This is a genomic window from Paenibacillus sp. NPDC058367, assembly GCF_042723305.1.
Taxonomy (GTDB): Bacteria; Bacillota; Bacilli; order Paenibacillales; family Paenibacillaceae; genus Paenibacillus_AQ.
This window is the reverse complement of the sequence record NZ_JBHXIZ010000001.1, coordinates 2,269,717-2,283,070: the sequence shown is the minus strand read 5'-3', so window position 1 is coordinate 2,283,070 and position 13,354 is coordinate 2,269,717. Positions and strand designations below refer to the sequence as shown.

Here is a 13,354-nt window from a genome sequence, read left to right as displayed (position 1 = left end):
AAAAGAGGTTTACAATAATAGGAATGTTTCCGCGAGAACATCAAGAAAGGATGTGTAGATCATGCGCTTTTCATGGAAACGGAACTTGATCGTGCTTTGGGTGGGTGTCTTTTTTTGTAGTACGGCGTATTCGATCTCTATTCCGTTCCTCTCTATTTTTTTGAGTGACGAGCTTGGGGTTACGAATCATTTGGAAATTTGGTCTGGGGTTAGCTTTGGCATAACCTTTCTAGCCAGCGCTTTAATTTCTCCCTACTGGGGTTCCCTCGCCGACAAATATGGTCGGAAGCCGATGCTTATTCGCTCGGGCTTCAGTTTGGCAGCCTTATATCTGATTAATTATTTCGTGCATGATCCTTACGTCTTTCTGATCGTGCGCGTACTACAAGGATTGCTTGCTGGATTTGTTCCGGCTGCGATAGCCATGGTGGCTACGAACACACCTGAGGATAAGACTGGTTATGCGCTGAGTATTATGTCTACAGCCGGAGCAACGGGCAGTATCATTGGTCCATTGATCGGCGGTGTAGTGAGCTTTTACACAAGCAATCGGGTTGCTTTTTTATTCTCAGCAGGTATTGTACTCGTTTCGGCACTTATTGCTACTTTTTTTGCTAAAGAAGAGAATTTTGACCGATCTGCTCCGAGGTCTCATGTAAGTGATGATATCAAGGAAGCGCGAAGCAATCGCGCATTTGTGACTTTGCTATCGCTGGCGGGGATAAGCACCTTTTCTGTTATGATTCTGGAGCCGCTTATTCCGATACATCTGCTAGACATGGGAATCGCCAAAAGCAGCGCCTCGCTAAGCTCAGGAATTGTATTCTCCGCTGTGGGTATTGCTACTGTGCTAATGGCTCCGCAGTGGGGGAGAATCGGAAGCCGGAAGGGCTTCGGGATGATCTTGTTCATTGGATTAATCGGTGGAGGTATCGGTAATATTCTGCAATTCTTCGTTACAGGGTATGTGGAATTCGCCGTTCTTCGTTTTGCCTACGGCTTGTTCTATGCAGGTGTGCTTCCATCTGTAAATGCAATGATTGTACAAGTGATTGAGCCCGGGTTTCGCGGACGTGCTTTTGGTCTCAACCAAGCGGCATCTCAACTCGCGACAATGGCCGGGCCTATTATAGGCGGCTTACTTGGGGCTTTTATCCAGATCCGCTGGGTGTTTGTGATCAATGGGGTGATGCTGCTTGTAGCAGCGGTATTGGTTAAGACCCGTAAGCTGGATTCCCAAATTGCAGCAGCGCGTTCAGTAGAATAACCGGCAGCTCAAGAGTAACCCTTACTGAGGAAAGTGCTCATATTGAAAAACAAATAAAGCCGCCGGATCCTAGCCCGGCGGCTTTATATAGTCTAATCTCCCTGTGATCCGTTTAAGACGTCCGTTCCAGGCATGCCATCAACTGGTGGTGAAGCAGGGTCGATGATGGATCCTGGATACACCTCATCTGCATCAGGAATATCTTCCAATGGAGGATCCTCCTCTTCCATCTCTAGCAGCTCCTCGTCCTCAGCATTATCGCTGCTTGTTAGTCCTGCCGTTTCAGCAGCCAGGAATGCATCGGATTCCAGCAAGTCATTTCTTTCGAGTGTTTCCTCAGGTTGGTTTAAACCAATATCAGCCGCCAAATATTTATCGCCAACCAACACGGGGTCGGCATCTTCATTGACAACATCCTCTACATCAATATCAGCTTGAATATAACGCTCATATGCAAAATCGGCTTCAGTTTTATTAGGTGTATCTTCCATAGCCGTTCACTCCCTTGGTAGGTTAAGATTTGGACTTCTCATATGTATCTTTACCCGATTGCCTATGATCGAATCGTTTTATAAATAATCAGGGAATAACGCCTATAAATAACGTCTTTTTTCGAGAAAATTTACAAGAATAGGCAGGAATAGTGCGAAGGTTGTCGAAATTAAGAATCATATATGATCATTTAAACAACTAATGAATTACTGAGGTGCTACGATGAAGTTGCCAAAACCAAAGATAGCGGCTACTTTGCTATTATTTCTATTGCTAACAGCAATAGTGCCTTACGGTTCGGCGATAGTGAGTGCTGGATCATCAGACTCTGCGCTGCCAAGTTGGGAGATTAGATTTGGAAATACAGAAGCAGAGACTGTCGAAGAAGCTGTAGCAGCTTCAGATGATGAATGGATTCGCGTAACGCCTCATAATTACAAACCAGAGACGCCAAAAGGTACATCCTCAGCGTGGCTCCGGTTTTCTTTGCCGCAAATGAGCGAGAAATCCGCGTTGTTCATTAATAAGGTATATGGAAATAGCGTCAAAGCTTATGTGAATAACGCGTTAGTATATGATTCTGAGAATAAATACAATTTCAACGGCAGCAAAATTCTAATTCCTTTATCCACAGAAGATGGAGGGAAGGAACTATACATATGGACACACGGAGGAAGCAAAGATTTAGGAATAGAAGGCGAAATAAGAGTAGATCGCTACAGTGAGCTGTTGTCCATTTATGTGAAGCAGGGCTTAATGGATATCATCATTGGGATGACGTTTATCTTTATAGCTATTGTCCTGTTTATTTGTTCATTATTCTTGAGAAAAGGATTTTTTACGGCCGGATTTTTGTTGGTGTTAATTCTCTTATCCATTGGAGTCATAGTGGTTACGTATTCTTCGTTTTTGCCGATCATCCTCGGGGATTATGGGAAAATCGTGCTTGTATTCTTTGATTTAGCATTGTACACCTTGTTGCCATCCGTAACCTTTTATTTTGAGAAAATATTCGGTTCAGGGAAAAAACAAATCGTCACCCGATTCCGTAAGTTTCAATTGGTTTATTCTATATTCTGTCTTTCACTAATGGTTATTAATATCCTTCTGTCGTATCAGCTGGAAGACTTTTATAGATTCATGACTGCTGATATTCTAGGCATCATTATGATTGTGCAATTTATATTATTGGTAAGCTTAGCGTTTATTCATACTTATCGCGGCAATGGGGATGCTATTGTTTTTACTACAGGATTTACAATCTTTGCATTTATATCTCTTGTCGAATTGATCGTATACTACATATCCAGAGAATCCTATCAATTATATTGGTGGAAGTGGGGGATGATGGTTTTCGTATTATCCTTAATCGTCATTCTGGGGAGAAGGTTTACGAGAAACCATGAACAACTCGTTGAATATTCTCGTAAGCTTGAGACGTTTAATAATGATTTACAGCGTTCCGAGAAAATGGAGATTATAAGTGAATTGGCAGCTTCTGTAGCGCATGAGGTACGGAATCCTTTACAGGTAACCCGTGGTTTCCTTCAGATCCTAGGAGAACGCTCAGATTATAAGGAGAGGGAATATATGCAGATGGCTATCGCAGAACTGGATAGAGCTACGGTTATTATCTCAGACTTCCTTACCTTTGCTAAGCCAGGGCTAGAGACCATTGAGAGGCTTGATGTATCCGAGGAGTTACGGCATGTATCGGGTATTCTCGCTCCGCTTGCGAATTTGCAAGGGGGAGTCATTGAACTCAACCTGCAGTCGGAACTCTGCGTAATTGGATCATCTGCCAAATTTAAACAAGCGTTTATTAATATTATAAAAAATAGCATCGAAGCTTTGCAGGATAATGGACTTATTAGAGTTACGGCCTGGAAATCCGAAGCCCATGTAATGATTAGTGTACGTGATAATGGAGAAGGGATGAATGGTAGTGAACTGGCCCGATTGGGTGAGCCCTATTACTCTAATAAAACAAAAGGAACAGGACTTGGACTTATGGTAACCTTCCGAATAATTGAGGCGATGGAAGGGACAACGGAGTTTCATAGTGAGAAGGGGGAAGGAACGGAGATTATCATTAAATTGCCAACGGCTAGAAAAAATTAGGAGAATTTAATGATTATTCCGTTTTTTAGAAGGAAAGGGTAGCATAGTGAGCGAAGTAGTAACACACAGAATATTGTTTCTGAAACTTCCTTCTGAGGTGCCTATATGCGCTTGATGGTTAGAATACTCCACATTACAATCACCCTTTCACTCCTCCTGATAGGTTGTGGCTCTATTATTGTATCGGCAGCGAACCCAAATCCATCCCAAGAAATTACAAAGTGGCAAATGAAATGGGGGGATGAAACAGGAAATACAGGACAAGAGATTCCGTGGAGTGAAGGCCAGCAAAGCTGGATGAACGTAGATTCTAAGAAGGAACTCCCAGAGTTACCTTCAGGAGTATCCTCTTCTTGGACCCGTATTTCCTTACCCGATTTAAGTTATGTGTCTCCTTCGGTGTATATCGATACTTTATATGCTCTTCATGTGAGAGTGTATGTGGAGGATCGTTTGATCTTCGAGGAAAATCGTAAATATATCAAGGATAACTATTCTTTGCTGTTGCCTTTAAGTAAAGAAGATAACGGGAAAACACTATATATCTGGACAGAAACCATGCAAGACAGAATTGGAATTAAAAAAAGTGTAATGATCGGTGAACATAGTCAATTAATTAATGAATATATTGAGAATGGACTAAGTGATGTGATTTTGGGCTGCGCTTTTTTTCTGGTGGCTATCGTTCTATTTATAAGTGCTCTATACATAAACAGAGATTATTTCTCCAGTGTTGCTTCACTAGCAGTGGTTATAGCGGCTACCGGAATCCTTTCTATAACCTACTCCCCCTTCATCTATACCTTTTACAATAAATTGGGGCCAATTAGTAACGTTTGCCTAGACTTAGCCCTTTTTTCACTTCTCCCAGCGCTTACCTTTTTATTTGAGAAATTATTCGGTAGTGGTAAATTCAGTATCATTCGAAAATTTCGTCAATTTCAAGTGCTTTACTCTTCTTTTTGTTTGTTATGTCTTTTAATCAATCTCCTATCAAATAATCGCTATATTGAGTTCTATTATTTTATTTCTACCACCATTATAGGGGTTATCCTTATCCTCCAATTCATCCTGCTGATCGCATGTGTGGTTATGTTCTCTCTTAAAGGAAATAAAGATGCTATTGTGTTTGCCATTGGATTTGGAACCGCTGCGTTTACTGTAGTTGCAGAGCTATTATGGTATTACATCCAAAAAGGGAATTATGATTTGTTCTTGTGGAAGTGGGGGCTGGTTGCTTTCATTATTTCCTTGATCGTAATTCTGGAACGAAGATTAGCCTATAACCATCAACAGGTTGTTAATTACTCTAGAGAACTAGAGCGTTTCAACAATGAATTGGAGCGTTCGGAAAAAATGGAGATCATTAGCGAGCTTGCTGCATCGGTAGCTCATGAAGTAAGAAACCCACTACAAGTCACTCGGGGCTTTCTTCAGCTGCTTAGCGAGAAATCCGTTAACGAAGAGCAAATTTATATGTCAATGGCCCTAAGTGAACTAGATCGTGCATCCAATATTATTACAGATTTCTTAACCTTTGCTAAACCAGAATTTGAGACGATCTCTAGTCTGAATTTATATGATGAATTCAAGCATATTGAGAGTATTATGCAGCCCCTGTGTCACATCAATGGAGGGAAAATGATTCTGGATGTATCCGGCCAATTATGGGTAAAAGGAAATTCCTCGAAATTTAAGCAGGCGTTCATTAACATTATCAAGAACAGCATTGAATCATTCAGTGAAGAAGGGTTCATTTATATGTCGGTGTACGGTGAAGATAATAAAGTGATTATTCACATCAAAGATAACGGGGAAGGAATGGACCCTGATGTTCTGCACCGACTTGGAGAACCATATTTCACCAAGAAAAATAAAGGAACAGGTTTAGGATTGATGGTCACCTTCCGCATCATTGAAACTATGCAAGGTGAAGTAAGATTTACAAGCAAAAAAGGAGTAGGAACCGAATCCATTACCATACTGCCATTGGCAGAAGCTCCGGATGATTCCTACTCCCTATGAGGTTAATCCTGCTGTCTTACCAAGAACCGCGTGGTGCTGCGGTTGCTTTCAATACATCTGATGATGGACTTGGTGGGATTACAAGATAGAATTCATTTGAACCTTCTTCAACGGCTTTCAAGGTAACGCTGTCGGGAATGATTACGCCTAGCGCTTCTTGGAGAGCTGCTTTTGGATCTGCGAGTAGTCTTTGCTTAAAACTTGGATCTTCCCATGCCTTTTGAATGACTTGATTTCTAAGAACTGCTTCTGACATAATAATCACCCTTTCCAAAATGTATATATTTACCTTTAATAATATAACATAGCAATTGTGCTAAATCTATTCTTTTTATTACAAAATAATAGATTTATTGTATATTTTTTGACAAATAGTAAAACAAGCCTCCACCTTGTAAAAGCTGTTTTTCTGCTTCGATAGAATCTGAGATCTGTTGTAAGTTCGTCACCAACATGGAGTGGAATGCTAGGAGATGAGGTATATCTAAGCTGGAAGTCATTACTTTGCGATGCGTATCCTGCGCTAGCTCAGCATAGGTACGTAGTCCGTTTGCTGTAAACAGGAAGAATTCGACCTCTTTTGATGTGAGTGTGGTTGCTTTATCAGTGGATAGATAGCTTCGTGTGAGTGAGAGGAGACAATTATAGCTGCCTTCTGATAAATCTTCGTTCCAGTCTTCATAGTCGTCAAGCATTTGAAGTGTAAGTAGAACAGAGTCGATCATTTCCTCAGACTGCGGTACAAGAGAATCCTTACCAGATAGCAGAAGGGCAGCGGTACTGGATAGTTTGAGCGGACTGGCTTTATATGGGATCTTGATCCGATCATTAAGAAAATAATCACTGGTGGTTTCATTACTAACACTGTCTGCCCATTGAGCGATATAACGATTGAACGATGTCCAGAAAGAGGAGTCATTCGGAAATAAAAGTCTGTAGATATTCAAAAATTCAACATAGAGTAGGTTCGCTAAAGGTAATCTTTCGTATGTAGAGGATTCTTTGCTGTCCATCAGGTCATCCTGTATGAAAAAATATAGCATGAAGAAGACATTGCCCATCGACATTTGACGGGTAATTTCTGCTGAGAGCCCACAGCTTTTCTGAAGCCAAAAGGGCAATAGATAACATATGTAATTTTTGTGGCTTTCCGCATTGAATACGTTAAAATGTTCAAGATAGGACATGCCTTGTGAATTTAGAGGCTCAGGAAATTCGGAGATAATCTTTCTACTTTCTTGAAATACTAAGCGGAGTTCTTTTTCGTAATCATTTAGCCAATCCATTGCATCCCTCCTACAATAAAATTGCAAAAAACTGGTTCTTTCGCCCTGATTATATCCTTCTCTTTATTCCATTACAACTAAAATTTAGGAGGTTTAAGGACGAATGGAGTGTTATACTTTTGGACAAATGCTTATGACTATTCGAATGGGGCAAAAGGCTGAAACGCCAGACGGCCGCATTGTGATGCGTACCTCTGCGGGACTTATTTGGACCAATGGGATATTGAATGGAAAAACAGTAGAAATCAAAGATTATTTGTTCTCTGATCTGTGGCAAATCTATGAGGATGAGGAAAGCATGAAAGAGGGAATCGGCAGAGAAAAGCATGAAAAGCGGGAACGGGAAATGCTTGAAAATCAATATGAAGAGCTGCGCATAGCGAGCCGGAAATATTAAATTCAACGTTCGACTCGCCAATTGCAGCTAGGATGAGGAAATTACTTCGATTTCAATGCTTCGTATTGACCTCTAAGACGTAGAAGTCTCCAAATACTTTGATCTAAGCCACCGAGTCGGTTGCGCTCGGTCCACAATAGACGATATTGATGAAGTAGAACATTCAAATCATTGATTTGCTCCGTAATCAGATTAGGGTCAATCGAATCTGGCGCGGATGCCAGCTGCAGTTTAATTCTTCCAAGCTGCACAGCGTGCTTCACAAAATGGATTCCGTTACTCAGTTCCTTAAGAACAAGATCAGCATCATCACATTGAAGATCAAGCCCCGAGAGACGTGCCTCGATAGAGAGCATGTATTCTTCAAGATTGTTGAAATGCTCTTCGGTAAGTTTCTCTACAATTAACAAATTGTCGAGATTAGTACGAAGAAGCAGAGACATTTCCGTATCATTTGAACGAATAATCTCGGATTCAAGCTGATAGTAATTGCCGAGATCAAGGAGTAGTTGACCAATACCCTCGGAACGATCCGCGAAGATGAATGTATTTAAATATTTTGCAGTGTCTACATCTAGATTGTTCTCTACATTCCAGGAAAGCGCAGCACCATAAACATATCCAGTGTAGCTGATTGGGAGATGCTGCCAATGCCCATGATCACCCCAATCGGTAATGAGATAGCCGATAGAACCATTATTTTTGCCATGAATAGCTGCACTACGCAGATTGGCAAACATATTGTCGCTACGCCCTGTAATGGAGTTCCATGAGCTGGTACCTGGGCAGACATAGAAAGGAATGCCTGCTTCACGGAATTTGAGGGTATCGGACTCAAAAGGATGTTCCGCACTGTAACCCCATTCCATAGCAATAATATCTTTAGGCAGGTGAGGGATCAGTTCGGGATGTTGGATAATAATATCACCCCAGAATTGCATCGTCTTGCCGCGTTTCGTAACAAGCTCATAAATCTTCTGAAGAAAAGATAAATAGATCTGACCTTTACCTTGTGATTCAGCCAGCGCCTTGCTTTTGCCAAGACCAAGCTCATACGTCTCATCACAGCCTACATTAAATTGATTAGAGGAGAAGTATGGAAGCAGATCGTCGAACATTTTTTCTAGCAGAGGGAGCACGGCAGGATCTTCGGTATCAAACGTACCGGGATGCATAAATAGTCCTTCTGGATATACATCTCCCATGTACAATTCCTTGGGAAGCATAAATCCCTCTGGAATTTCAGCTAAAGCATTGAATTCAGGACGGGAAAGCCAGCCTTCCATATGTCCAAAGCTGTTCTGGTTTGGAACAAGCTCAATATAACGCGCCTTACAGTAGGCATCTAGAAGCAGGATTTCCTCTCCTGTGATTGGAGTCTCAAGCTCCCACACTTGAGGGAAAGATTCGTACGCGAATGGCGTACCTTCTATATATAGCTGAAGCTGGTTCATCTTCAGATCGGCCATAAGGTCAATGATTCGGTACAAGGTTTCTTGCTTTGGAATTTTATTGCGGCTGATATCAACGGTTATCCCTCTAGCTCCAAAATCAGGTTCATCGCGAATATGCAGATGAGGAATAGATCTGCCGCTTTGTTCAATGATTTGTTTCAGAGTGGCTGCTGCGTAGAAGGCACCGACAGGTGAGCTATAGGAGACAACGATACCGCTCTGATCAACAACTATTTCGTATGCCTGCTCAGATAATGACGGCACATAGCTAAAGATACAAGCGGATACAACCGTTGGACGAGTGCCAATAGATAAGGTCAAATGAAGATTTAAGGCTTGTTTAATCACAGCTTGCAGCTTTTGTGCAGCAGGCATTGAACTTTGCTCTCCCGTACTAGGAAGTACAATGCTTCCGCTTATTGGGAAACGGTATGAGCCCTGTGACAATGTGAATTCACGCGGATTAGGCAGAAGCAGTAGTGTAGAATGATTAAGCATAGCGTGGACACCTCTTATTCATGTAGAATATGATCAACTTCACAATAACCTTATCACTACTAAATAGAGGGGGGAATGTCTATAATGTCCAAGCGCATGGATTATATGATCAGTCCATATCCAATACGAATTATTGATCCGAAGGTGGAGTCCTCTAAGCTGAAGCTTAAAAATATTAGAGTAGGACAAGCCGGCCATTTGCCTGGAAGAACGTTATTCCGTTCAGGCGTAGTTTTTGAACACTGGGCTATTGTTTACATAGTATCTGGTGGTGGCACCTATATGGAGACTTCGGGGAAAGAACAGCAGGTGCATGATGGCAGCTTATTCTTTTTTCGCCCAGGATACAGTTACAATTTCGGCCCACCACCTGGAGGGAGCTGGGATGAGTATTATATTAATTTTAATGGGACACGTGTATCGGAATGGCTAGAGTCGGGTCTAATCGCTGGCGGGAATGTGTTCCAAGCGAATTCGATCATGGGTCTTTCGACCTTATTTGAAGAGGTACTACAACGAATGGAGAGTGGAGAACCTGCAGATGCGGATCGGGCCGCACTACTCGTTGAAAGGATGCTATTGGAGTGTTCTTTTATAATAGAAGAAAAAAGTTGGAATGCTCAGGCAGATTATATGCGTCAGATTCGAGAGGACCTGAATTTATGCATTTATGGTGAAATGGACCTAGAGCAAATTGCGGCAAAACATCATATCTCGATGTCTACCCTTCGTCGTCTTGTTCGGCGTAGTAGCGGGTATCCGCTTCATGAATATATTCACCGTCTTAAAATGGCTGAGGCCAAAAAGCTGCTTCTAAATACCTCATTACAAGTAAAAGAAATATCGGGCATGCTTCATTATAATGATCCATTCTATTTTTCACGTTTATTTAAAAAATATATGGGGATTGCGCCACAGCTTTGTCGTAGTAACATTTAAATCGACATCATACTACTAGAGTCCCAATGTGAATTGTTATAATTATATAATTGTTGTCGTTTTATAAGATATGTTGAAAATTATGGATTAATATTACATAAATACGTTAGTTCTTTATAACTATAGTGGATAAAATGACAAATTTTAGGTATAAAACCTTCTAAAAAAATAATAAATTTTTTGTAACTATTTTTCAAATGGAAGCGCAAACATGGGAAATGTCAGCTTGTTATTGTGATTTTTCTCATGTATGATGCTTTTATCGAGCACAGTACAATCTCGCATTTTCCAAAAAACTGGAGAATAGGGTGGTGGGATGAAAATCAAACCAACTGCAGAAGACAAACTGATTGAGTATTACAGGTACTTCTCTTTGTCCCTCACATCGCTCATGTATCTTCTAGATAAAACGGGACCTTCCGTAATTTATAAATCCCTTGTTATTGCCATACTCTTTCTGTTTGCACAAACGTTCTCATTTTTTTATCGGAGGTTACGAAGCAGGCCAAAGACTCTCGTCCTGGCTGTTAGTATAGAGATGGTGGGAATTATTGCATTGACTTTGTTTACCGGTGGGTACGAGAGTTCCTTTAGGCTCTATGTGCTAAACCCTGTATTGATTGCTGCAGGCTCATTGTCCATTTATTTTGGATGGTCGCTGCTTTTAAGTTACATCAGTATTTTTGCGGTGCTCTGTTATTTTTTTATCAATTCTGCGAACAAAACTTTTTTGGAAATTGTATTTGTAAATGGGAATCTGTTTCTAACACTGGTACTTACGGTTATAATAATGCAGATCGTTAATCGGATGAAGCGGCAACGTGAAGAATCGAATGCTCGCACGAAAGAGACGATGGAGCATATCAAATCGCTGTACCATATCGTGGAAACCTCAAGCCAACATGATTTCATGAATATCGGTCAAGTGATCACCGATTATGTTGTTAAGCTAACGAAGCTAGATAAGGCTTTGTTTTGGTTCGCCAAGAAAAGTGGAGAACCAGCACCGCAGAGCAGGCAGACCGGCTGGCAGCAGGAAGAGGAACAGTTCTTATTCTCAGAACTGGGCAAACATGAACATGAATGGAGATTGCAGCGAGAGCCTATTTTTAGAAATCTTCCGGGATTAGGAGATTTCCTGCTGATGCCTGTACGGATGAGCACCCGATTTGTAGGGATGATTGGACTCAAGCTGGAGTCTACAGAGGGGCTGGAAGGCCGCAGATGGTATATTCAACAATTGATATTCTTATCTGAGCTAAGTGCGAATATTCTTGAAAGGCATGAGCTTGGTGTGATTGAGAACCGGTTGATCATCACGAACGAACAGAACCGGATTGCGGATGAAATGCACGACAGTGTATCCCAGAGCCTTTTTGGTATTGTGTATGCGACGCATTCGCTGAAGGAATCGTGGAAGAGAATGTCAGATCATGAGCTAGAAGAACAAATTGAGCTTATTCATGACTCTGCTACAAAGGTTGCTAAAGAACTGCGGATCACGATCTACAGTCTTAGCTCCAAGAAGAGTGGCGGGCCTACATGGCTCGGTATGGTAAGATCACATTTAAAGAGCTTATCTAGATTAAATGATGTTGATATTGAATTAAAAATAACGGGAGATGATTTCAGTCTCCCTTATCCTTACCACAAAGCGCTTTTTCGGATTATCTCCGAAGCCACTGGTAATGCCATCAGGCATGGTGCTGCCAGTCGAGTGGATGTAGAACTGTCTCTGAAGCCGACTTGGATTCGATTATTGATTTGTGATAATGGTGTTGGTTTTGATACTGATTTGTTATGGATTGAATCCGAAGATAGTGCGAGTGGGCTTGGCATGAAGAATATGCAATATTTGACACAGTCGCTAGGTGGCGACTTCCAGCTGTCCAGTAATGAAAATATGGGAACGAGAATCTTGATTTCCATTCCTGTGGGTGTAGCTGAATTAAAGAATGCATAAACTTTAGGGCGGGAGGTCGTTTCTAATGAAAATCGTCATTGTAGATGATCATCCTCTAGTTAGAAGAGGGCTGGCATCCGTTATTTCGATGCAACCGAATGTGAAGTTTGCTGGAGAGGCGACGAACGGCCAAGAAGCGCTTCTTGTGATTGAGGAGACGCAGCCTGACCTTGTACTCATTGATCTTAAGCTAGCGGATGAATCAGGACTTGATGTCATCAAGAAAGCGCGTGCTCGTGGAATCGTTAGTAAGTTTATTCTGCTGACATCATCTGCAAGCAGAGAGGATTTTCTGAAAGCTGAGGAAGTGCTGGTAGACGGATATGTACTGAAAGAGGCATTGCCAGAAGAGTTACTATTTGCTATCCAGTTGGTCCATAAAGGAAGAAAGTATTATGATCCTGGTCTGATGGAAGATAAGATGCGAATGAGTGAAAGCAGTCCGACAGATGAATTGACCCCGAAAGAGAAGGAAGTCTTAATCGAACTAGGACAGGGCGCTTGCAACAGAGAAATTGCCTCACGTCTTTTTATTAGTGAATTTACAGTGAAAAAGCATGTCAGTCAGATTTTAGCGAAATTACAGGTGGCAGATCGTACACAGGCAGCGCTTTACGCAAATGCTGTCGGATTGACCAAATATGAAATGTCTTATGAGTGAAAGTTGAACTAATTTATAAGCATTGTACATAAACACGGACTCGATGTCCGTGTTTTTTTGTGCGTCAAAACTTAAATTAGCCCTAAATATGGCGCTAAAGTATACCTCACCCCCCTCTTAAGGAGTACAACGTCTTACTCCAAAGTGAAGAGGAAAGTGATGATATGAGCCATGTGGCGAATGGTGTGGATTGATAGAATTAAAGCAACAACTGAAACTTTCATGAATGCTTTCAGAATGTAATTTTAGCG

The 13,354-nt window shown here is 41.4% G+C and carries 11 protein-coding genes; 7 read left to right on the top strand and 4 right to left on the bottom strand.

What is annotated here, in order from left to right; genetic code table 11:
• The first annotated feature begins 61 nt into the window (after positions 1-61).
• Positions 62-1,267 (top strand): MFS transporter, encoded by a 1,206-nt coding sequence (locus ACFWMP_RS09975; protein WP_379423342.1) that lies wholly within the window; start codon positions 62-64, stop codon positions 1,265-1,267.
• A 92-nt stretch (positions 1,268-1,359) separates the two neighbouring features.
• Here the strand turns inward: ACFWMP_RS09975 and ACFWMP_RS09970 are convergent, their stop codons facing one another.
• Entirely contained in the window at positions 1,360-1,758 is a 399-nt protein-coding gene (locus ACFWMP_RS09970; protein WP_076283888.1) for a hypothetical protein, read from the bottom strand.
• Between the two features lie 223 nt (positions 1,759-1,981).
• Between ACFWMP_RS09970 and ACFWMP_RS09965 the strand changes: the two genes are divergently transcribed.
• Both ACFWMP_RS09965 and ACFWMP_RS09960 read left to right on the top strand, forming a co-directional pair.
• Positions 1,982-3,880: an ATP-binding protein gene (locus ACFWMP_RS09965; RefSeq protein WP_379423340.1), complete on the top strand. Its 1,899-nt coding sequence runs from the start codon at positions 1,982-1,984 to the stop codon at positions 3,878-3,880.
• Positions 3,881-3,994: 114 nt separating this feature from the next.
• Entirely contained in the window at positions 3,995-5,905 is a 1,911-nt protein-coding gene (locus ACFWMP_RS09960) for an ATP-binding protein (RefSeq protein ID WP_379423587.1), read from the top strand.
• 16 nt (positions 5,906-5,921) lie between these two features.
• Here the strand turns inward: ACFWMP_RS09960 and ACFWMP_RS09955 are convergent, their stop codons facing one another.
• Both ACFWMP_RS09955 and ACFWMP_RS09950 read right to left on the bottom strand, forming a co-directional pair.
• Positions 5,922-6,161: an NHLP leader peptide family RiPP precursor gene (locus ACFWMP_RS09955; RefSeq protein ID WP_170880314.1), complete on the bottom strand. Its 240-nt coding sequence runs from the start codon at positions 6,159-6,161 to the stop codon at positions 5,922-5,924.
• 94 nt (positions 6,162-6,255) lie between these two features.
• Positions 6,256-7,191 (bottom strand): hypothetical protein, encoded by a 936-nt coding sequence (locus tag ACFWMP_RS09950; protein ID WP_379423337.1) that lies wholly within the window; start codon positions 7,189-7,191, stop codon positions 6,256-6,258.
• Between the two features lie 103 nt (positions 7,192-7,294).
• Between ACFWMP_RS09950 and ACFWMP_RS09945 the strand changes: the two genes are divergently transcribed.
• Positions 7,295-7,588, top strand: coding sequence for a hypothetical protein (locus ACFWMP_RS09945; protein ID WP_379423335.1), 294 nt, complete (start codon positions 7,295-7,297; stop codon positions 7,586-7,588).
• A 41-nt stretch (positions 7,589-7,629) separates the two neighbouring features.
• On the opposite strand, the gene ACFWMP_RS09940 is transcribed toward ACFWMP_RS09945, so the two are convergent.
• A complete protein-coding gene (locus ACFWMP_RS09940) occupies positions 7,630-9,540 on the bottom strand; it encodes a family 20 glycosylhydrolase (RefSeq protein WP_339245123.1) in 1,911 nt (636 codons plus the stop codon).
• Positions 9,541-9,624: 84 nt separating this feature from the next.
• Here ACFWMP_RS09940 and ACFWMP_RS09935 point away from each other — a divergent pair, with 84 nt between their 5' ends.
• The 3 genes from ACFWMP_RS09935 (at position 9,625) to ACFWMP_RS09925 (ending at position 13,103) form a co-directional block, all read left to right on the top strand.
• On the top strand, positions 9,625-10,479 hold the full coding sequence (locus ACFWMP_RS09935; RefSeq protein WP_379423333.1) for an AraC family transcriptional regulator: 855 nt from the start codon (positions 9,625-9,627) through the stop codon (positions 10,477-10,479).
• Positions 10,480-11,017: 538 nt separating this feature from the next.
• Complete coding sequence (locus ACFWMP_RS09930; RefSeq protein ID WP_262495660.1) at positions 11,018-12,442, top strand: sensor histidine kinase; 1,425 nt, start codon at positions 11,018-11,020, stop codon at positions 12,440-12,442.
• Between the two features lie 25 nt (positions 12,443-12,467).
• Positions 12,468-13,103: a response regulator gene (locus tag ACFWMP_RS09925; protein WP_042185164.1), complete on the top strand. Its 636-nt coding sequence runs from the start codon at positions 12,468-12,470 to the stop codon at positions 13,101-13,103.
• Positions 13,104-13,354 lie beyond the last annotated feature (251 nt).

Excerpts from the sequence above, each read along its gene's own strand:
- ACFWMP_RS09975 (WP_379423342.1), top strand. The coding sequence starts at position 62 with ATGCGCTTTTCATGGAAACGGAACTTGATCGTGCTTTGGGTGGGTGTC.
- ACFWMP_RS09970 (WP_076283888.1), bottom strand. The coding sequence starts at position 1,758 with ATGGAAGATACACCTAATAAAACTGAAGCCGATTTTGCATATGAGCGT.
- ACFWMP_RS09965 (WP_379423340.1), top strand. The coding sequence starts at position 1,982 with ATGAAGTTGCCAAAACCAAAGATAGCGGCTACTTTGCTATTATTTCTA.
- ACFWMP_RS09960 (WP_379423587.1), top strand. The coding sequence starts at position 3,995 with ATGGTTAGAATACTCCACATTACAATCACCCTTTCACTCCTCCTGATA.
- ACFWMP_RS09955 (WP_170880314.1), bottom strand. The coding sequence starts at position 6,161 with ATGTCAGAAGCAGTTCTTAGAAATCAAGTCATTCAAAAGGCATGGGAA.
- ACFWMP_RS09950 (WP_379423337.1), bottom strand. The coding sequence starts at position 7,191 with ATGGATTGGCTAAATGATTACGAAAAAGAACTCCGCTTAGTATTTCAA.
- ACFWMP_RS09945 (WP_379423335.1), top strand. The coding sequence starts at position 7,295 with ATGGAGTGTTATACTTTTGGACAAATGCTTATGACTATTCGAATGGGG.
- ACFWMP_RS09940 (WP_339245123.1), bottom strand. The coding sequence starts at position 9,540 with ATGCTTAATCATTCTACACTACTGCTTCTGCCTAATCCGCGTGAATTC.
- ACFWMP_RS09935 (WP_379423333.1), top strand. The coding sequence starts at position 9,625 with ATGTCCAAGCGCATGGATTATATGATCAGTCCATATCCAATACGAATT.
- ACFWMP_RS09930 (WP_262495660.1), top strand. The coding sequence starts at position 11,018 with ATGGTGGGAATTATTGCATTGACTTTGTTTACCGGTGGGTACGAGAGT.
- ACFWMP_RS09925 (WP_042185164.1), top strand. The coding sequence starts at position 12,468 with ATGAAAATCGTCATTGTAGATGATCATCCTCTAGTTAGAAGAGGGCTG.